The following is a 19749-nucleotide window of genomic DNA, read 5'->3' as shown; positions in this document are numbered from 1 at the left end:
GTCTTTGTAGGGTTCCGGGCGTGACTTTCGAGCAGGCCTGGCAACGATGGCGCGACGAGCGAGAGGCCGTGCTGCGAAGTCCCGAAGGTTTTCTGGCGATCACCGGCCTGCACTGGCTGGGCGTCAACCCGCAGCGGTTCGCCGAGGTGCCCGGTGTCTGGTCGACCGGTCCCGACGGTGTCGTCGTCGAGCTCGGTGAGGGGGAGTCGCTCGAGGTCTGCGGCACCACGCTGGGCGGCCGCTTCGTCTTCGGGGCCGTCGACCCCTACGGGGTGATCGCCTCCTTCGAGGGCGGCACGGTCGAGGTGGCCGACCGTTTCGGCACCCCGGTGCTCCGGCCCCGGCACTCCGACGGCCCGTTCCTGCGCAACTACACCGGCACGCCGACGTACGCACCGGATCCGGCGTGGCAGCTCAGCGCCACCTTCCGGGCCTACGAGTCGAGGCGCCCGATCTCTGTCGGCACCGTGATCGAGGGGCGCTCGAGCGTCATCGACGCGGTCGGCGAGATCGAGTTCGAGGCCGTCGGCCGTCCGCAGCGGCTGATCGCCTTCGACGGCGGCGACGACGAGCTCTGGCTGCTGTTCACCGACGAGACCAGCGGTGTGACCACCTATGCCGCCTGCCGTCAGCTCGCCGTCGAGGCACCGATAGGCGACAACGCGGTGCTCGACTTCAACCGCGCCGCCAACATGCCCTGCGCCTACACGATCCACGCCACCTGCCCGCTCCCGCCGGCGGCCAACCACATCGACGTGCTCGTCGAGGCCGGCGAGCAGGCGCCACCGCGCCCGCCGCCCGACTGAGGCGTACGGGGTCGCCTGTGCTGCCTCCGGGCAGGTCGGACGCAAGGATTAACCGGAAGTAACCGACCGGAAACAGTGCGAAGGGCAGACTGGGGTCATGGCCGACAAGATGCTGTGGAGAGTGCGTGCGACCCTGCCCGACCGACCCGGCACGCTGGCCGCGCTGGCGCAGCGCTGCGGTGAGGCCGGGGTCAACATCTTGGGGATGCAGATCTTCCCGGAGCTCGATCAGGTCACCGACGAGTTCGTGGTGAGCACTCCCAGAGGATGGGGTGAGGCCGAGATCAACGACCTGGTCGTCGCTTCAGGTGGTGGCAGCACGGTCGTGCAGGTCGCCCACGAGGCCTCGCTCGCCGACCAGCCGACCCGCTACGTGCAGGCCGCTTGCCACATCCTGGAGCGGCCGATGTCCTTCCACGAGATCGTCGCCCGACTCTTCGACGCCGAGGCGGAGGCGCCGCCCGGGGTCGTGCACGACACCATGGAGCTGCGGGTCGCCGACGTCGACGTACAGCTGCACCGCACCGCCCCCTTCACCGAGACCGAGCATGCCCGCGGCGCCGCGATGGCGAGCCTGGTCAACGACCGCCTCGACCGCGGCCGCGAGTGGGCGGCGATCGGCACCGCCCCGCCCGTACGCCGCCTGGGCACGGGGAGCTCGCCCGAGCTCGTCGCCACGGGCGAGACCGTCACCGCCCTGGTCGACGGGATCGCCGTCGGCATCGGCCAGGTGCACGCCCCCACCGCCGAGGACGAGAACGTACGGGTGATCGACCTACGCGTCGACCCGGCCTGGCAGCGCCGGGGCATCGGCACCAAGCTGCTCGTCGACACCGCCAAGCTCGCGCACATGCTCGGCGCCGCCGAGATCCTGATCACCACCGAGTCCGACAACCAGGCGGTGCTGCCGATGGTGCTCGCCGCGGGCATGCGCGGGCGGATCCGGATGGCCGGCGACCTGCTCACGGTCAAGGTGCCGGTGCGTGACCTCAAGCCGCTCGACGGCTGATCCCGGAGCCCACCTCGGCTCACGTTTTCGGACACACGGGACGCGGACCGTAGACTCTTTTCATGGAGATCCCGGAGAAGTTCGCGACGCTCGGCCTCACCTACGACGACGTCCTCCTGTTGCCCGGATATTCGGATCTGGCGCCGTCTGACATCGATACGACCTCCAAGCTGACCCGCGAGATCTCGCTGCGGGTCCCGCTCATCTCGGCGGCGATGGACACCGTGACCGAGTCGCGGATGGCGATCGCGATGGCGCGCCAGGGCGGCATCGGTGTGCTCCACCGCAACCTGTCGATCGAGGATCAGGCCTATCAGGTCGACCTCGTCAAGCGCACCCAGACCGGCATCATCTCCAACCCGGTCACCATCGGCCCGGACGCGACGCTGGAGCAGCTCGACAAGCTCGCCGGCGAATATCGGATCTCCGGTTTCCCGGTGGTCGACGTCGACCGCAAGCTGATCGGCATCATCACCAACCGCGACCTGCGGTTCACCCCGGTCGCGGAGTGGGCGACCACCAAGGTCAACGAGGTGATGACCTCCGACGACCTGATCACCGGTCCGGCCGACATCTCCCGCGAGGAGGCCACCAAGCTGCTGCGTCAGCACAAGCGCGAGCGACTCCCGCTGGTCGACGCCGACGGTCGCATCACCGGCCTGATCACGGTCAAGGACTTCGTGAAGTCCGAGCAGTTCCCCGACGCCTCCAAGGACGGTCAGGGCCGGCTCCTCGTCGGTGCCGCGATCGGCTACTTCGGTGACGCCTGGGAGCGGGCCACCACGCTCATCGACGCCGGTGTCGACGTGCTCGTCGCCGACACGGCCCACGGCAACGTACGCATGCTGATCGACATGGTGCGCCGCCTCAAGTCCGACCCGGCGACCAAGAACGTCCAGGTCATCGGCGGCAACGTCGCCACCAAGGAGGGCGCCCAGAGCTTCGTCGACGCGGGCGCCGACGCGGTCAAGGTCGGCGTCGGGCCGGGCTCGATCTGCACCACCCGCGTCGTCACCGGCGTCGGCGTGCCGCAGATCTCCGCGGTCTACGAGGCCTCCCTGGCCTGCCGTCCGGCCGGTGTGCCGGTCATCGCCGACGGCGGCCTGCGCTACTCCGGCGAGATCGGCAAGGCCATCGTCGCCGGCGCCGACTCGGTGATGCTCGGCTCGATGCTCGCCGGCTGCGAGGAGACCCCCGGCGACACGGTGCTGATCAACGGCAAGCAGTTCAAGGCCTACCGCGGCATGGGCTCCATGGGCGCGATGTCGAGCCGCGGCAAGAAGTCGTTCTCCAAGGACCGCTACTTCCAGGCCGAGGTCACCGACGACGACATGATCGTGCCCGAGGGCGTCGAGGGTCAGGTCGCCTACAAGGGCTCGCTGGCCACCGTCGCCCACCAGCTCACCGGCGGCCTGCACCAGACGATGTTCTACGTCGGCGCGCGCACCGTGCCCGAGCTGCAGGACAAGGGCCGCTTCATGCGGATCACCTCCGCCTCGCTCAAGGAGAGCCACCCGCACGACATCCAGGTCACCGCCGAGGCGCCGAACTACCACCTCTGACCGGTCGCGACCAGAGCCCCGCACCCTCTCGAGGGTGCGGGGCTCTGCTCATGCGGCAAGTTGGTCACGATTGGGACATTTCGGATCTCTGGGGCGGCGAACGGAGTTCAATCCATAACCGGCTTACAGAACCTTTCGGGAGGACCCATGACCGTCATCGACACCGCGACCTTCGCCCAGGACTGGGCGACGTGGCACGAGGAGCACGAACGCAGGCGCGCCTCGACTCATGGCTTCCTCGCGATCACCTCGATCCGCTGGCTCGGCGAGGAGCCGGAGACCTACGACGACGTGCCGGGCGCGTGGTCGACCGGCGCCGAGGGCATCGTGGTCTCGTTGGCACCGGGGGAGTCTCTGGTCGTCGACGGACAGGTGGTCACCGGCCGCTACGTGTTCGGTGACATCGGCAGGCGCGGTGACGTCACCGCCGAGTTCGGCGACGCCGTCGTCGAGGTCGCCAGACGCAGCGGCAGCGACGTGATCCGCCCCCGCCACCCCGACAGCCCTGTCCGGGTCGCCTACCGCGGCACGCCGGCCTACCAGCCGGACCCGACGTGGGCCGTCCCTGGTCTTCTCGTCGCCTACGACGTGCCGGTGCCGACCACCGTCGGCTCGATCGTCGACGGCATGGAGCACGTCTACGAGGCGGTCGGTGAGATCGAGTTCGAGATCGACGGCACCTCGCACAGCCTGATTGCCTTCCCCGGCTCCACCCCCGGGTCGCTGTTCGTCGTCTTCCGTGACGAGACCTCCGGCAGGACGACGTACGCCGCCAACCGGTCGCTCTCGATCGCCGCGCCCGACGCCGACGGCAATGTGCTGGTCGACTTCAACCGCGCGACCAACCTGCCGTGCGCCTACACCGACTACGCCACCTGCCCGCTCCCACCCGCAGGCAACCGGCTGCCGGTCGCGGTGGAGGCGGGGGAGAAGATGCCGTGAGGCCGGGCACGACAGCAACGTCCCGTCGTACCGACGCCTCCTGGGGCGTCAGCGGTCAGAGGTTTTTCGCGTAGGTCGCCGGGGGAGCACCGACGACGTCACGGAACGTACGCACCAGATGGGCCTGGTCGCTGAAGTCGAGCTCGGCGGCGACGGCTGCCCAGTCGACGTCGCCGGCGTGGGCGCGGGCGGCGACCTCGAGCACGCGGAAGCGCTGCACGACCCACTTCGGGCCGATCCCGACGTACTCGCCGAAGAGGCGCTGCAGCGAGCGCAGGCTGACCCCGGCGTGGTCCGCGAGCTGCTCGGCCCGCGTGATCGAGCGGTCCTCCTCGGCGCGAGCGACCCAGCGGCGTACGTCGTCGGCGACCGGGTCGGTCGGCAGGCCGGCCTCCAGGAGGTAGGCCTCCATCGCGGCGGCCATCTCCTTCGGATCGGTGCCGGAGAGGATCCGGTCGGCGGTCGGCCGGTCGTCGACGCCGAGCAGCTCCTGCGCCGCGACGACCCGGTCGGCGATCGTGCTCACCGCGCTGCCGAGCGCGGGGCGGAAGAGGCCGGGAAGGAACGAGACGCCGAGGGTGTGGCCCCGGCCGGTGAGGTGGCGCAGGAACGGGCGCCGGCCGATGCCGTGCACCAGCAGCCGGCCGTCCTCGGCGGCGATGTGGATGCGGGGCTGCGGGATGACCTGCTGGTCGTGCGGCTGCTCGAGGTGCCAGCCGACGTACCAGTGATAGTCGAGGTGTCCGGCGAGCGCAGCGGAGGGCGCGAACCGCTCGGTCGTGATCGTGCGCGCCGCCGTCACCGGCCGCACGATCGCGTCGGGATAGCCCCTCGTCTCCAGGTCACCGGCCATGGCGCCAACGATATGGCGCGTTCCTTCAATCCGGCGCCCCGCTCGCGGGAGCAGGCTGGTGCCATGACCACTGAGAGCAGCACTTCCAGCAGCACGTACAGCAGCAAGGCGAGCACCACCATGGCCGTCGCGCGATGGCACGAGGCGGCCTACGTCGACATCGACGGCGAGGGCACGAAGATGGGCGACGACGTCTACATCCCCCACCGCGGCCTGACCACGTCGGAGACCGACTACACCTACACCGGCGAGCTCGAGGGCACGGGCACCGCGAGGATGATCGGCGCCTACGGCAACCCGGCCGGTGGCGCGGTCTTCGAGGCGTACGAGCAGTTCACCGGCTCCATCGCCGGCCAGGAGGGCTCGTGCGTGTGGCGGGTCAGCGGGACGTACGCCGACAAGACCGTCCGCTCCCACCTCACCGTCATCCCGGGCCTGGGCACCGGAGGGCTGGAGGGGCTGGTGGGCGAGGCCGACATGGTGCTCTCCGAGGAGAGCGGCGGCGAGGCGTACGGCTTCGTGCTCTCCTACGACTGGAGGTGATCGGGCGCAGTGGTGAGCAGGCGCAGTCAGGGCGTCCAGTGCGAGGGCCGGTCGAAGCCCTGGGGGAGGGCCGTGCGGGCGTCGCCGCGGGCGCTGTTGACCTGCATCTCGGTCAGGTAGATCGCGCTGCTGAGATCGGCGCCGCTCAGGTCGGCGTCACGCAGGTCGACGCCCAGCACGTCGCAGCGCCGCAGCCGGGCGCCGGAGAGGTCGGCGGCGATCGCGACGCTCCCGCGGAGGGTCGCTCCGGTGAGGTCTGAGCCGGCGAGATTCGCGCCGATCAGGTCGCTTCCCGGCTCGGGCACGCGGCCGGAGCCCGGGCGTGCGTCTGATCGGGCGATCTCGCTGGCCTCCAGCAAGAGGTCGCGGGCGGAGTCGTAGGCGGCGTCGACGTCGAGGTCGACGAGATCCTGCGGCGCCAGGTCGGTGAGCCGGCGCACCTCGTCGAAGGCGTCGACCCACGGGGTGGGGTCGTGGCCGGTTCGGTCGCCGGCCCGGACGAGCTCGATCGCCTCGCCGAGATACCAGAGCAGCTCGTGGAGTCGACGGACGACAGGGAACGCGGCGAACATCTCGGCGCCGACCTGCGGGTCGTCGCGCCACGAGCGTCCGGCGAAGGTGTGCTGGGAGACCTTCTGGCCGGCGCCGAAGCAGTCGAAGACGGTGCAGCCCTTGAAACCGCGATCCCTCAGGTGGGAATGGATGCTGCAGGCATCGTCGCCGTCGAGGTTCTCGCACGGCTCGCCCGCGGGCTTGTCGTGGGGGAAGTCGGTGGACTTCACGAACGCCAGCGCGACGCAGCACAGCCCGAAGCAGCTCGAGCAGTCGGCTCCCAGGTCTGCGCGACGGCCGAGCTCGACATGCGTGCGACTTCCCACCCGATCAGCCTAGTCGTGCGTGTGGCCTTTCCGGTCTTGGTCGGGTCGCGTGGAACAATCCGTCGTGTGACTGAGATCGAGATCGGCCGAGCCAAGCGAGCACGACGGGCGTACGCCTTCGACGACGTGGCGATCGTGCCGTCACGGCGCACCCGGGACACCAGCGAGGTCAGCACCGACTGGCAGATCGACGCCTATCGGTTCGACATCCCCGTGGTCGCCGCGCCGATGGACTCGGTGATGTCGCCGGCGACCGCGATCGCGATGGGCAAGCTCGGCGGTCTCGGCGTGCTCAACCTCGAGGGCGTGTGGACCCGCTACGAGGACCCGCAGCTGCTGCTCGACGAGCTCGCCGGTCTGAGCGGCGTCGACGCGACCCGGCGCCTGCAGGAGATCTACGAGGCCCCGATCCAGGCCGAGCTGATCACCGAGCGGCTCCGTGAGGTGCGCGCCGCCGGGGTCACCGTCGCCGGGGCGCTGTCCCCGCAGCGTACGAAGGAGTTCGCCAAGTCGGTCGTCGACGCCGGTGTCGACCTCTTCGTCATCCGCGGCACCACGGTCTCGGCCGAGCACGTCTCCTCCCAGGCCGAGCCGCTCAACCTCAAGGAGTTCATCTACGAGCTCGATGTGCCGGTGATCGTCGGCGGCTGCGCGACCTACCAGGCCGCGCTCCACCTGATGCGCACCGGTGCGGCCGGCGTGCTCGTCGGCTTCGGCGGCGGCGCGGCGCACACGACCCGTACGGTGCTGGGTGTCGCGGTGCCGATGGCATCGGCCGTCGCCGACGTCGCCGCGGCGCGCCGCGACTACCTCGACGAGTCCGGCGGCCGCTACGTGCACGTCATCGCCGACGGCGCCGTCGGCCGGTCCGGTGACATCGCCAAGGCGATCGCCTGCGGTGCCGACTCCGTCATGGTGGGTAGCCCGTTCGCTCGCGCCACCGACGCCCCCGGCAAGGGCTTCCACTGGGGCAACGAGGCCCACCACGCCGACCTGCCCCGCGGCGAGCGCGTCGCCTTCTCGCCCGTCGGCACCTTCGAGGAGGTCCTCTACGGTCCCTCCCACGTCGCCGACGGCACCATGAACCTCGTCGGCGCCCTCAAGCGCGCCATGGCCACCACCGGCTACACCGACCTCAAGGAGTTCCAGCGGATCGAGGTCGTCGTCGGCTGACTGACAGCCGCTGCCGAGAGGTCAACCCCGCAGGTCGAAGCGTCACTCCCGCCGGCCGAGAAGTCAGTTCTGCAGATCGAGTTGTCACCACGGTGACAACTCGATCTGCATTTGTGACTCCTCGACCTGCAGGGGTGACCTCTCGGCCTGCAGGGGTGACTTCTCGGCGCGGGGTGGACACCGACCTTCCATGTTCTTGGGCTACCCCGTAGAGTGACCGCTGTCACCACCTAAGCAAGCGCTTAGATTAGCCGAGTACACGAGGGATTGAGCATGTCGAGGTTCGAGGGACGTACGGCGATCATCACGGGGGCCAGCCGGGGTATCGGGCTGGGTATCGCCCAGCGGCTGGTGGACGAGGGTGCGCGGGTGGTCATCACGGCGCGCAAGCCCGAGGCGCTCGAGGAGGCGGTGGAGTCGCTGGGCGGCAAGGCCGTCGCGCTCGGCATCGCCGGGAAGGCCGACGACCCCGACCACCAGGAAGAGGTCGTCAAGACGGCGATCGACACCTTCGGCAGTGCCGACTTCATGGTCAACAACGCCGGCATCAACCCGAAGGCAGGCGGCCTGATCGACCTCGACCGTGAGTCGGCCCGCAAGACGGTCGAGGTCAACTGCCTCTCGCCGATCGGCTGGACGCAGCAGGTCTGGCGGCAGTGGATGTCGGAGCACGGCGGCGCGGTCGTCAACATCTCCTCGGTGGCCGGCCTGGCCCCGACGCCGCTGATCGCCACCTATGGCGCCTCCAAGGCGATGCTGAGCTACATCACCCAGGAGCTCTCGGTCGAGCTCGGCCCGAAGGTGCGCGTCAACGCGATCCTCCCGGCGGTCGTGAAGACCAAGTTCGCCGAGCTGCTCTACGAGGGCCGCGAGGCCGAGGTCTCCGCCGCCTACCCGCTCAAGCGCCTCGGCACGCCCGAGGACATCGCCGGCGCCGCCGCCTTCCTCCTCTCCGAGGACGCGAGCTGGATGACAGGCCAGCTCGTCACCATGGACGGCGGCCTCACCCTCGCCGGCGGACGCGTCTGATGCCGGTGCTTCCCGACAGCACGGCCGTCGTCACCGGCGCCGCCGGCGGGATCGGCCGGGCCCTGGCCGTCCGGCTCGTCGCCGAGGGCGTGCGTGTGGTGGTCAACGACATCGACGACGTACGCCTCGCCGAGACCGCCGCGGAGATCGGCGCCCATCCGGTGGCCGGTGACGCGGCCTCCGTCGAGGGCGTGGCCCGCCTCGTCGAGGCGGCGGAGGACCACCTCGGCCAGATCGATGCCTGGTATGGCAATGCCGGCATCGACCGCGGCATCGGCCTCGACTGCGCCGAGGACGACTGGCAGGCATCGCACGAGGTCAACGTGATGGCCCACGTGCGCGCGGCCCGCCTGCTCGTGCCGGGCTGGGTCGAGCGCGGCGCGGGTCGGTATGTGGTGACGGCGAGCGCCGCGGGGTTGCTGACGATGGTCGGCACGCCGACCTACTCGGTCACCAAGCACGCCGCGGTCGCCTTCGCGGAGTGGCTCTCGGTGACCTATCGCCATCACGGGGTCGTCGTGCAGGCGATCTGTCCGCAGGGTGTGCAGACCGGGATGCTCGAGCGCTCCGGCGTGATGAAGGACCTGCTCAGCCGCGACGCCGCGCTCACTCCTGAGCAGGTCGCCGACGCGGCCTGGGAGGCGACGACCGACGACCGCTTCCTGGTGCTGCCGCACCCGGAGGTGGGCGACTACTACGCCGCACGCGCCACCCACACCGACAAGTGGCTCGGCGGGATGAACAAGATCTGGCAGCACGTGGAGGGACAGGTATGAAGGCATGGCAGACCGTCGAGCTCGGCGAGCCCAAGGACGTGATGAGGCTCCTCGACCTCGCCGACCCCGAGCCGGGCAAGGGTCAGGTCGTGGTGAAGGTGCTGGCGAGCCCGGCCAACTTCCCCGACGTGCTGATGTGTCGCGGGCTCTACCAGGTCAAGCCCGAGCTGCCGTTCACCGCCGGCGTCGAGCTGTGCGGTGAGGTCGTCGCGCTCGGCGAGGGCGTCGACGGGTTCGCGGTCGGCGACCGGGTGATCGGCGGCGCCGCCCTGCCCCACGGTGGCTTCGGCGAGCTCGCGCTGATGGACGCCGCGACCACCTTCCCCGCGCCCGAGGCGCTCACCGACGCCGAGGCGTCGAGCCTCTACATCGGCTATCAGACCGGCTGGTTCGCACTCCATCGACGGGCACACATCCAGCCCGGTGATACGCTCCTCGTGCACGCCGCGGCCGGTGGTGTCGGCAGCGCCGCGATCCAGCTCGGCAAGGCAGCCGGGGCCACCGTGATCGGCGTCGTCGGTGGGCCGGAGAAGGCCGAGGTCGCCAAGAAGCTCGGCGCCGACGTCGTCATCGACCGCCATCAGGAAGACTTCGTGAAGGTGGTCAAGGAGGTCACCGGCGGCAAGGGCGCCGACGTGATCTACGACCCGGTCGGCGGCGACACCTACGACCGCTCCACCAAGTGCATCGCCTTCGAGGGGCGGATCCTGATCATCGGTTTCGCCGGCGGCCGCATCCAGGAGGCGGCGCTCAACCACGCGCTGATCAAGAACTACTCGATCCTCGGGCTCCACTGGGGCCTCTACAACATGCTCGGCCCCGAGCTGGTCAAGGAGTGTCACGCCGAGCTGACCCGGATGGCGGCCGAAGGCGCGATCAAGCCGCTGGTCAGCGAGCAGCTGTCGTTGGAGCAGGTGGCCGACGGCGTACAGCGCCTTGCCGACGGCACCACCGTCGGACGGGTCGTGTTCACGGCATGACCAGCCCGACGAGAGCGGTCGTCTTCGACTACGGCGGCGTGATGACCTTGCCCGTGCGCGACTCGATCGCCGCCTGGATCCGGGCCGACGACATCGTGCCGGAGAGCTTCACGACCGTGCTCCGGGAGTGGCTCGGCCGCTACGTCGATGCCGGCACACCCATCCACCGCCTCGAGCTCGGTGAGCTCCCGGTCGAGGAGTTCGACCGGCTGCTGGCCGAGCGCCTGGAGACGTACGCGGGCACCCCCGTCGACCCGAAGGGAGTGCTCGAGCGGCTCTTCGCCGGCATGCGGCCCGACCCCGCGATGTGGGCTCTCGCCCGCGACCTGCGGGCGGCCGGCGTACGCGTCGCCCTGCTGTCCAACAGCTGGGGAGACTTCTACGACCACGGTCCGATCGAGGAGATGTTCGAGGTCGCGGTGATCTCCGAGCAGGTGGGTCTGCGCAAGCCCGACCCCGCGATCTTCCGGCTCGTGCTCGACAAGCTCGGTCTCGACGCGGGCGAGTGTGTCTTCATCGACGACGCCGAGCCCAACATCGTCGGCGCCCGCGATCTCGGACTGGTCGCGGTGCTCCACGAAGACGCCGCGACGACCCGCGCAGCCCTCGCGCAACACGTCCCCGCACTGGGAGGTGCCGCATGACCGAACCACTGCCCGGACTCGACCTGGACCGGCTCGGCCCGTGGCTTGCCGACAACGTGGAAGGTGCCGGAGCCGACCTGACCGCCAGCCACATCTCCGGCGGCAAGTCCAACCTGACCTATGAGGTCTCCGACGGCACCCACGAGTGGATCGTCCGGCGCCCGCCGCTGGGCCACGTGCTCGCCACCGCCCACGACATGCGCCGGGAGCACACCGTGATCACCGCGCTGCGCGACACCGACGTGCCGGTGCCGCACACCTATGCGTTCTGCGCCGACGAGGAGGTGCTCGGGGCGCAGTTCTACGTGATGGAGAAGGTCGACGGCCGGCCCTACCGTTTCGCTCGCGAGCTCGAGCCGCTCGGCGCCGCGCGGACGAGGGCGATCTCCGAGCAGCTCATCGACGTGATGGCGTCCCTGCACGCGGTCGACCCGGCCGAGGTCGGGCTGAGCGAGTTCGGTCGCCCCGAGGGGTTCCTCTCGCGCCAGGTCGGGCGCTGGAAGAAGCAGATCGACGCGTCCTACTCGCGCGACCTCCCCGCCGCCGACGAGCTCCACCGGCTGCTCGAGGCCCGTGTCGGTGCGGCAGAGGCGGCATCGTCCGGTCCGGGCATCGTGCACGGCGACTACCGCCTCGACAACGTCCTGACCGACGACGCCGACCAGATCAAGGCGGTTGTCGACTGGGAGATGGCCACGCTCGGTGACCCGGTCACCGACCTGGCCATCCTGCTCACCTATCAGCAGATGGCCACGGTCTCGGGCGACGGCACCGTGACCGACGTCAGCAACGCTCCCGGCTGGCTCTCGGCCGAGGAGATCATCGCCCGCTACGACGCCGCCAGCCACCGCGATCTCGGCGAGTTCGGCTTCTACCTCGGGCTCGCCGCCTACAAGCTCGCCGCGATCCTCGAGGGGATCCACTACCGCTACCTCAAGGGCCAGACCGTCGGGCCCGGTTTCGACAAGATCGGGGACGGGATCCACCCGCTCCTGGACATGGGCCTGTCTGCAATGAAGGAGAAGTGACGCATGGATTTCGCAGCCGACGCCAGGACCGAGGAGCTCGTCGCCTCGGTATGGGACTTCCAGAAGACGTACGTCGAGCCGAACGAGTCCGTCTTCCACGACCAGCTCGCGGCTCAGGACGACAAGTGGGCCTGGGACTCGGTGCCCGTGCTCGGCGAGATCCGCGCCGAGGCACGCAAGCGTGGCCTGTGGAACCTCTTCCTGCCCGGTGAGGACGGTGCCGGCCTGACCAACCTGCAGTACGCCCCGCTCGCCGAGATCACCGGCCGCAGCCATCTCGCGCCGGCCGCGTTCAACTGCGCCGCGCCCGACACCGGCAACATGGAGGTGCTGCACGACTTCGGCAACGAGGAGCAGAAGAAGCAGTGGCTCTCCCCGCTCCTGGAGGGCGAGATCCGCAGCGCCTTCGCGATGACCGAGCCGGCCGTCGCCTCCTCGGATGCGACCAACATCGAGACCTCGATCGCGCTCGACGGCGATGCGTACGTCATCAACGGCCGCAAGTGGTGGATCACCGGCGCGATGAACCCCAACGCCAAGATCTTCATCGTGATGGGCAAGACCGACCCCACTGCCGAGCGGCACAAGCAGCAGTCGATGATCCTGGTGCCGCGTGACACCCCGGGCCTGACGATCAAGCGCGGGATGGAGGTCTTCGGCTACGACGACCACGACCACGGCGGTCACGCCGAGCTGATCTTCTCCGACGTTCGGGTGCCGGTGGGCAACCTCATCGGTGCCGAGGGCATGGGGTTCGCGATCGCGCAGGCGCGCCTCGGCCCGGGTCGGATCCACCACTGCATGCGCTCCATCGGGCTCGCCGAGCGGGCGATCGAGCTGATGTGCGCTCGCGTCGAGGAGCGGGTCGCCTTCGGGAAGCCGCTCTCCGAGCAGGGCGTGATCCGCGACTGGATCGCCGAGTCACGCGTACGCCTCGAGCAGCTGCGCCTGCTCGTGCTGAAGACCGCCTGGCTGATGGACACCGTCGGCAACAAGGGCGCCCACACCGAGATCCAGGCCATCAAGATCGCCACCCCGGCGACCGTCCAGTGGATCCTCGACAAGGCGATCCAGGCGCACGGTGCCGGCGGTCTCTCCCAGGACTTCCCGCTGGCCAAGGCGTACGCCGGGATCCGTACGCTGCGGTTCGCCGACGGGCCCGACGAGGTGCACAAGAACGCCCTGGCAAAGGCCGAGCTGCGCAAGCAGGCTGCCCGGCGTGAGGGTCGGCAGTGACCGCGGCGATCACTCCGGAGGAGCTGCGCGCGCGGGTCGAGGAGTTCCTGGCGGAGCACCCGGTCGCGACGACCGAGCCGAGCGCCTTCCTGCACGCCCGCTACCAGGCGGGGCTGGCGTGGGTCGCGTTCCCCGAGGGCGAGGGTGGTCTCGGTGCCTCTCGTGCCCTGCAGCCGCTGGTCTCCGACCTCTTCGAGGAGGCCGGGGCGCCCGACAACAACCCGCGGCGCAACGGGATCGGGCTCGGCATGGCCGCGCCGACGATCCTCGCCTACGGGACTCCGGAGCAGAAGGACCGGTTCCTCGAGCCGCTGTGGTGCGGCGAGGAGATCTGGTGCCAGCTCTTCTCCGAGCCCGGCGCCGGCTCCGACCTGGCGGGGCTGGCCACGCGGGCGGTCCTCGACGGCGACGAGTGGGTCGTCAACGGCCAGAAGGTCTGGACCTCGGGCGCCCACAACGCCGACTTCGCGATCCTGGTCGCCCGCACCGACCCCGACGTGCCGAAGCACCGCGGCCTGACGTACTTCCTCTGTGACATGCACGCTCCGGGCGTCGAGGTGCGTCCGCTGCGCCAGATCACCGGCGAGGCGGAGTTCAACGAGGTCTTCCTGACCGATGTGAGGATCCCCGACGCGCACCGGCTCGGCGAGGTCGGGCAGGGCTGGGAGGTCGCCAACGCCACCCTCAACAACGAGCGCGTCGCCATCGGTGGCGCCGCCATGCCGCGCGAGGGCGGCATGCTCGGGGTGGTCGCCGAGTCGTGGCGCACGCATCCGGAGAATCACACCCCCGAGCTGCGCGACCGGCTGCTGAGGCTGTGGGTCGAGGCGGAGGTGGCCCGGCTCACCGGCGCGCGGCTGCGGCAGAAGCTGGCCGTCGGTCAGCCCGGCCCCGAGGGGTCGGCGATGAAGCTGACCTTCGCCCGGATCAACCAACAGCTCTCCGGTCTCGACCTCGAGCTGCGTGGTGAGGAGGGCCTGCGCTACGAGGACGGTGACGGCTGGGCGATGGTCCGGCCCGAGCACGTCGACTTCACCGGCCGCGACGCGGTCTATCGCTACCTGCGCGCCAAGGGCAACTCCATCGAGGGCGGCACCTCGGAGATCCTGCGCAACATCGTGGCCGAGCGCGTCCTCGGCCTCCCCGGGGAGCACCGGGTCGACAAGGACGTTGCCTGGAAGGCCATCCCCCGATGAAGGAGCCCGCGATGACCGACGTGAATCTGCTCGACAACGAGCTCGACGCCGACCTGCGTGCCACCGTCAGGTCGTTCCTGGCTGAGCACTGCGACCCGGCCGAGGTCGTCAAGGCGTACGACGGCGACAGCTCGCTCACTCCCGTCTTGTGGAAGGGCCTGGCCGCCGAGCTCGGGCTCGCGGGGCTGCTGATCCCGGAGACGTACGGCGGCGCCGGCGCATCCGCCCGCGAGGCCGCGGTCGTCCTGGAGGAGCTGGGGCGCGCAGTCGCCCCGGTGCCGTTCCTGACCAGCGCGGTGGTGGCGACGTCGGTGCTGCTCGCCGGGCCCACCGAAGCCGGGGCCGAGCTGCTGGCCGGGTTGGCCTCGGGGGAGCGGACCGCGGCGCTGGTCGCCCCGCTCCAGACCGCGACGGAGCAGCCGCTGGAGCCGGTCGAGACCGAGGTCCGTTCGGTCGCCGGCGCGCTCGAGGCCGACACCCTCCTGGTGCCGGTGACGACACCCGCCGGCGTCGAGGTCCGGGCCGTCGCTGCCGGCCAGGCGGAGATCACCCCGGTCAGCTCGCTCGACATGACCCGCCGGCTCGCCGACGTACGTCTCGACCCGGCCGCCGGCGAGGTGGTCGTGGCCGCGGAGCACGGTGCCGACGGCGTACGTTCCGCGCTGTTGGCCGGGGCTGCCCTGATGGCCTCCGAGCAGGTCGGGGTGGCGCAGTGGTGCCTGACGACCACCGTGGCGTACCTGAAGGAGCGGCGACAGTTCGGCCGGATCGTCGGTGGCTACCAGGCGCTCAAGCACCGGCTCGCCGACCTCTTCACCAGCGTCGAAGGAGCCGGCGCCGCCGCCCGCCAGGCCGCCGGCGCGCTGGCCCTCGGCGACGCCGAGGAAGCCGAGATCGCGACCCACGTCGCCGCCGCCTACTGCGGCGACCTCGCCGTCACCGCGGCCGAGGAGGCGGTGCAGCTCCACGGCGGCATCGGCATGACCTGGGAGCACTCGGCCCACCTCTACCTCAAACGCGCCAAGGCCGACCAGATCGCGTACGGCCTCCCGGGCCTCCACCGCGACCGTCTCGGCTCCCTCGTCAACCTCCCCCTCTGACCCCACTCCGCCGAGACGTCACCTCTGCAGGTCGAGAGGTCACTCCTGCAGGGTGAGAAGTCAGTCCTGCAGGTCGAGTGGGCATCTTGATGCCCACTCGACCTGCAGACGTGACGCTTCGACCTGCAGACGTGACGCTTCGACCTGCAGACGTGACGCTTCGACCTGCAGACGTGACGCTTCGACCTGCAGACGTGACGCTTCGACCTGCAGACGTGACGCTTCGACGAACGAGAGAACTACTTCTCCAGCGCCATGAGGGCGAGGGCGAGGAGGAGGCGGTCGCTGGGGTTGGAGATGCTGCGGCCGGTGAGGGACTGGATCTGCTTGATGCGGTAGATGACCGTGTTGCGGTGGCAGATCAGGTCTTCGGCGGCGTGGGTGGGGGAGCCGCCGTGGGCGATGAGGGCCCGCAGGGTGGCGAGCAGCACGTCGGACTGGTGGGGCGGCTGGGCGAGGATCGGGCCGAGCGTGCGGCGTACGAGCAGGTTGGAGACCGCGGGCGAGGCGGTGAGGAGCACCTGAGGTAGGCGCTCGTCGACGACGGCGATGTCCGTACGTCCGCGGGGCACCGTCTCCACGGTGTGGGTGGCGAGCTGGAAGGCGGTGCCGAAGCCGCTGAGGGCGTCGGCGGTGGCGATCCCGACGCGGCCCGAGTTGCACCCTTCGAGCTGCTCGACCAGGTCGGCGACCGCCTCGTCGACCTGGCGCGACCCCAGGGGCACGAGCCCGAAGTGGTGGTCGCCGCGCACGTGCCAGAAGGAGATCAGGCCGGCCTTGTCCAGCCGGTCGTCGGGGTTGCGCAGGGGTGAGTCGCGGTTGCCGTCGAAGGCGGCGACGACGCACGCCATCTGCGCGTCGGCGGCGATCCCGAGGATGTCTTGCACCTCGGCGGCGAACGCGGGGTCGCCACCGCGTCCCTCCGCGAGCCCATCCAGGAGCCGGCCCTGGAGCTGCAGGTCGCGACGCTGGAGCAGCGCCGACTCCTTGCGGTAGGCCGCCGACATGACCGAGTTCTGCACGTCGAGGTCGGTCCAGACCTGGCGCCCGGCGAGCACCATCACGCGGTCGTCGATGCCGAGCACCGCCTGCTGGTGCACCATCGCCTCCCACAGCATCCGCGTGCCGACGGTGTAGGCGTTGAGGCAGAACTCCAGCGGCACGCCCTGACGCGCGCGCCGCCGACCGGTGTCGCGCCACAGATCGACCGGGTTGGCGCCCGGGGTGAGCCCGGCCATGGCCCGGATGCCGCGGCGTACGTGCTCGCGGGTGCTCGAGCGCAGGTCGGCCCGGATCGACGGATCGGCATGACGATGCCACTCGGGCTGGATCGCGATCAGGGTCAGCGTGATGTCGTCGGCGATGGCGTCGGCCTGGCTCACCAGGGAGGCCCAGGCACGCTCCACCAGCGGCCGCAGGCCCGAGTCGGAAGATGTGTCGCGCATCACATCCATGTGCGGAGCGTCCCATGCCCGTGACATCCCGCGCCAGCAAACCGGTGAACCTCGGGCGCAGCGCCCCAAAGATTTTGTGCGCACTGCCCATATCGCCGGTTGTGCGGAACGTCCAAAGTGATGACCGTCACGTCGGCGAAGGGAGCACGATGCAGAAGCCTGATGAGGGCCACTCCGTCCAGGCCTCGCCGCTGTTCGCCGTCGACGGCGTCTCCGTCCGCTTCGGAGGCGTACGCGCCCTCGAAGACGTCTCCCTGGAGGTCGCGCCCCACGAGGTGCTCGGTGTGATCGGGCCCAACGGCGCCGGCAAGACGACGCTGTTCAACGTCGTGTGCGGCTTCGTCGCGCCGGCCGACGGGAGCCTCAGACTGCGCGGCGACACGATCGACGGCCTCCGCCCCCACCAGCTCGCCGGCCACGGCATCGCCCGCACCCTGCAGGGGCTCGGGCTCTTCGAGCGGATGACCGTGCTCGACAACGTGCTGGTCGGCGCCGATCGTCTCGCCCGCGCCGGCTTCGTGCGTGGCCTGCTCGGCCTCGGCCACCGCGACGACGCCCGCCTGGCCGCCAAGGCGCGCGAGGTGCTCGCCGAGCTCGGGATCGAGGCGTACGCCGCCCGCTACCCGGGCAGCCTGCCCTACCCGATCCGCAAGAAGGTCGCGCTCGCCCGCGCCCTGGTCGCCGAGCCGGAGCTGCTGCTCCTCGACGAGCCGGCCAGCGGGCTGAGCGCCGAGGAGATGACCGAGCTCGGCGAGATCATCACCGGCCTGACCGAACGCACCGCCGTGATGCTCGTCGAGCACCACATGGACCTGGTGATGTCGGTCTGCCACCGGATCACCGTGCTCGACTTCGGCCGCGTCATCGCCGCGGGCACCCCCGACGAGATCCGCAACGACCCGGCCGTGCTGGCCGCCTACCTGGGCGAGCAGGTGGCCTGATGTTCGCCGTCGAGGGTCTCAGCGCCGCGTACGGGCCGGTCAAGGCGCTCAACGGCGTCACGTTCACGGCCGCAAAAGGGCAGGTCACCGCGGTCCTGGGGGCGAACGGCGCCGGCAAGACCACGCTGCTGCGCACGGTCTCGGGGCTGGTGCGCTCGACCACGGGCACCGTGAAGCTCGACGGCAAGGACATCACCCGCACCGCCACCGAGAAGCTGACCTCGTACGGCCTCGCCCACGTGCCCGAGGGGCGCGGCGTGATCGCCGAGCTGACCGTCGTCGACAACCTCCGCCTCGGCGGTCTGCACCGCGCGACCGGGTCCGAGCCGATGCCGATCGAGCGCGTCTTCGAGCTCTTCCCCCGCCTGGGTGAGCGCCGCGCGGCGACCGCCCATCAGCTCTCCGGCGGTGAGCGGCAGATGCTCGTCATCGGCCGCGCGCTGATGGCCCGGCCGAGCGTGCTGCTGCTCGACGAGCCCTCCCTCGGCCTCGCCCCCAAGGTGGTCGCCCAGATCCTCGACCTGCTCCGCGGGCTGGTGCAGAGCGAGGAGCTCACCGTCGTGCTGGTCGAGCAGAACGCTCGCAGTGCCCTGTCCATCGCTGATCACGGCGTCGTGCTCAACCTCGGCGAGGTCGTCGCCTCGGCGCCGGCCGCCGAGCTGGCCGCCGACGAGCAGCTCCGCCACGCCTACCTCGGCTTCTAGTCCCAGGAGCACTGATGCAACAGTTCCTCGACACCACCCTCAGCGGCCTGGTCCTGGGCGCCGTCTACGCCGCCTTCGCGCTTTCGCTGTGCCTGATCTGGCGCTCGACGCGGATCGTCAACTTCGCCCAGGCGGCCATGGCGATGGTGACGACGTACGTCGCCCTGACCCTGATCAACGCCGACGTGCCCTACTGGGTGGCCTTCGTGGCCGCTCTCGCCGCCGGGTTCGCGCTCGGGGCTCTCGTCGAGCGGGTGATCATCCGGCCCGTCGAGGGCAAGGCCGAGCTCAACGCGGTGATCCTGACCCTCGGGCTGTTCATGGTGCTCCACGGCCTGACCGCGATCACGTTCGGCGTGCAGCACCGCGGCTTCCCGGCTCCGGTCAGCACCAACGCCATCGCCGTCGGCGACACCTCGATCGGGATCACCCCGTTCGGCATCCTCACCATCGTGGTGGTCGCGGTCGTGATGGCCGGGCTCGTCGTCCTCTTCCGCTTCACCGACCTGGGGCTGCGGATGCGCGCCTCGGCGTTCAACGCGGAGGTCTCCCGCCTGCTGGGCGTGCGCGTCGGCCGCATGCTCACCCTCGGGTGGGCGCTCGCGGCGGCGGTGGGCGCGGTGGCCGGCATGCTGATCGCCGGCGGCGACCTGGTCAACCCGGCCTTCATGGACCCGTTCGTGATCTACGGCTTCATCGCCGCGGTGCTCGGTGGCCTCGACTCACCGCTCGGCTCGGTCATCGGTGGGCTGATCCTCGGCCTCTCGCTCTCCTACGTCACCGGCTACGTCGGCGAGCACCTGGCGCCGCTGGTCGCGCTCGGGATCTTGATGGTGGTGCTGCTGGTGCGTCCCAGCGGTCTGTTCGCGGCGGCTGCGGCCAGGAGGGTCTGAGA

General features: G+C 70.4%; 20 protein-coding genes. 17 read left to right on the top strand and 3 right to left on the bottom strand.

Going from position 1 to position 19749, the window contains the following annotated elements; all coding sequences use genetic code 11:
- Window positions 1-20: 20 nt before the first annotated feature.
- The 4 genes from FB381_RS20670 (at window position 21) to FB381_RS20655 (ending at window position 4319) form a co-directional block, all read left to right on the top strand.
- Complete coding sequence (locus tag FB381_RS20670) at window positions 21-806, top strand: DUF1684 domain-containing protein (RefSeq protein ID WP_141782020.1); 786 nt, start codon at window positions 21-23, stop codon at window positions 804-806.
- 97 nt (window positions 807-903) lie between these two features.
- A complete protein-coding gene (locus FB381_RS20665; RefSeq protein ID WP_141782019.1) occupies window positions 904-1815 on the top strand; it encodes a GNAT family N-acetyltransferase in 912 nt (303 codons plus the stop codon).
- Window positions 1816-1877: 62 nt separating this feature from the next.
- On the top strand, window positions 1878-3377 hold the full coding sequence (guaB, locus tag FB381_RS20660; RefSeq protein ID WP_141782018.1) for an IMP dehydrogenase: 1500 nt from the start codon (window positions 1878-1880) through the stop codon (window positions 3375-3377).
- 147 nt (window positions 3378-3524) lie between these two features.
- On the top strand, window positions 3525-4319 hold the full coding sequence (locus FB381_RS20655) for a DUF1684 domain-containing protein (protein WP_141782017.1): 795 nt from the start codon (window positions 3525-3527) through the stop codon (window positions 4317-4319).
- Between the two features lie 55 nt (window positions 4320-4374).
- Here the strand turns inward: FB381_RS20655 and FB381_RS20650 are convergent, their stop codons facing one another.
- The gene (locus FB381_RS20650; protein ID WP_141782016.1) at window positions 4375-5172 is read right to left on the bottom strand and encodes a helix-turn-helix domain-containing protein; all 798 of its coding nucleotides are present in this window, start codon (window positions 5170-5172) and stop codon (window positions 4375-4377) included.
- Between the two features lie 63 nt (window positions 5173-5235).
- On the opposite strand from FB381_RS20650, the gene FB381_RS20645 reads away from it, so the two are divergent.
- On the top strand, window positions 5236-5715 hold the full coding sequence (locus FB381_RS20645) for a DUF3224 domain-containing protein (RefSeq protein WP_170225251.1): 480 nt from the start codon (window positions 5236-5238) through the stop codon (window positions 5713-5715).
- Between the two features lie 26 nt (window positions 5716-5741).
- On the opposite strand, the gene FB381_RS20640 is transcribed toward FB381_RS20645, so the two are convergent.
- Complete coding sequence (locus FB381_RS20640; protein ID WP_141782014.1) at window positions 5742-6593, bottom strand: pentapeptide repeat-containing protein; 852 nt, start codon at window positions 6591-6593, stop codon at window positions 5742-5744.
- A 66-nt stretch (window positions 6594-6659) separates the two neighbouring features.
- Between FB381_RS20640 and FB381_RS20635 the strand changes: the two genes are divergently transcribed.
- From FB381_RS20635 to FB381_RS20595, 9 genes are all read left to right on the top strand, one after another.
- Window positions 6660-7766 carry a GuaB3 family IMP dehydrogenase-related protein gene (locus FB381_RS20635; protein WP_141782013.1) on the top strand — a complete coding sequence of 369 codons (1107 nt, stop codon included), beginning with the start codon at window positions 6660-6662 and terminating at the stop codon, window positions 7764-7766.
- A gap of 273 nt (window positions 7767-8039) precedes the next feature.
- Window positions 8040-8795 (top strand): SDR family oxidoreductase, encoded by a 756-nt coding sequence (locus tag FB381_RS20630; RefSeq protein WP_141782012.1) that lies wholly within the window; start codon window positions 8040-8042, stop codon window positions 8793-8795.
- Window positions 8795-9571, top strand: coding sequence for an SDR family oxidoreductase (locus tag FB381_RS20625; RefSeq protein WP_141782011.1), 777 nt, complete (start codon window positions 8795-8797; stop codon window positions 9569-9571). Before FB381_RS20630 ends, FB381_RS20625 begins: the two co-directional genes overlap by 1 nt.
- Window positions 9568-10551, top strand: coding sequence for an NADPH:quinone oxidoreductase family protein (locus tag FB381_RS20620; protein WP_141782010.1), 984 nt, complete (start codon window positions 9568-9570; stop codon window positions 10549-10551). The genes FB381_RS20625 and FB381_RS20620 overlap by 4 nt, the downstream gene beginning before the upstream one ends.
- On the top strand, window positions 10548-11195 hold the full coding sequence (locus FB381_RS20615) for an HAD family hydrolase (RefSeq protein ID WP_141782009.1): 648 nt from the start codon (window positions 10548-10550) through the stop codon (window positions 11193-11195). Before FB381_RS20620 ends, FB381_RS20615 begins: the two co-directional genes overlap by 4 nt.
- On the top strand, window positions 11192-12223 hold the full coding sequence (locus tag FB381_RS20610; RefSeq protein WP_141782008.1) for a phosphotransferase family protein: 1032 nt from the start codon (window positions 11192-11194) through the stop codon (window positions 12221-12223). The genes FB381_RS20615 and FB381_RS20610 overlap by 4 nt, the downstream gene beginning before the upstream one ends.
- Window positions 12224-12226: 3 nt before the next feature.
- On the top strand, window positions 12227-13459 hold the full coding sequence (locus FB381_RS20605) for an acyl-CoA dehydrogenase family protein (RefSeq protein ID WP_141782007.1): 1233 nt from the start codon (window positions 12227-12229) through the stop codon (window positions 13457-13459).
- Window positions 13456-14655: an acyl-CoA dehydrogenase family protein gene (locus FB381_RS20600; protein ID WP_246088235.1), complete on the top strand. Its 1200-nt coding sequence runs from the start codon at window positions 13456-13458 to the stop codon at window positions 14653-14655. The genes FB381_RS20605 and FB381_RS20600 overlap by 4 nt, the downstream gene beginning before the upstream one ends.
- Window positions 14656-14666: 11 nt before the next feature.
- Window positions 14667-15755 (top strand): acyl-CoA dehydrogenase family protein, encoded by a 1089-nt coding sequence (locus FB381_RS20595; protein ID WP_141782006.1) that lies wholly within the window; start codon window positions 14667-14669, stop codon window positions 15753-15755.
- 239 nt (window positions 15756-15994) lie between these two features.
- On the opposite strand, the gene FB381_RS20590 is transcribed toward FB381_RS20595, so the two are convergent.
- The gene (locus tag FB381_RS20590) at window positions 15995-17200 is read right to left on the bottom strand and encodes a PucR family transcriptional regulator (protein ID WP_170225250.1); all 1206 of its coding nucleotides are present in this window, start codon (window positions 17198-17200) and stop codon (window positions 15995-15997) included.
- A 158-nt stretch (window positions 17201-17358) separates the two neighbouring features.
- Between FB381_RS20590 and FB381_RS20585 the strand changes: the two genes are divergently transcribed.
- The 3 genes from FB381_RS20585 to FB381_RS20575 are packed head-to-tail and all read left to right on the top strand — an operon-like array spanning window position 17359 to window position 19747.
- Window positions 17359-18150 carry an ABC transporter ATP-binding protein gene (locus tag FB381_RS20585; protein ID WP_141782004.1) on the top strand — a complete coding sequence of 264 codons (792 nt, stop codon included), beginning with the start codon at window positions 17359-17361 and terminating at the stop codon, window positions 18148-18150.
- The gene (locus tag FB381_RS20580) at window positions 18150-18854 is read left to right on the top strand and encodes an ABC transporter ATP-binding protein (RefSeq protein WP_141782003.1); all 705 of its coding nucleotides are present in this window, start codon (window positions 18150-18152) and stop codon (window positions 18852-18854) included. Before FB381_RS20585 ends, FB381_RS20580 begins: the two co-directional genes overlap by 1 nt.
- Before the next feature lie 14 nt (window positions 18855-18868).
- Complete coding sequence (locus tag FB381_RS20575) at window positions 18869-19747, top strand: branched-chain amino acid ABC transporter permease (RefSeq protein ID WP_141782002.1); 879 nt, start codon at window positions 18869-18871, stop codon at window positions 19745-19747.
- The last annotated feature ends 2 nt before the right edge of the window (window positions 19748-19749 follow it).

The organism is Nocardioides albertanoniae (assembly GCF_006716315.1).
In the GTDB taxonomy this organism is placed as follows: Bacteria; Actinomycetota; Actinomycetes; order Propionibacteriales; family Nocardioidaceae; genus Nocardioides; species Nocardioides albertanoniae.
The sequence above is the reverse complement of the archived record's forward strand: the minus strand, read 5'-3'. Positions and strand labels throughout refer to the sequence as shown.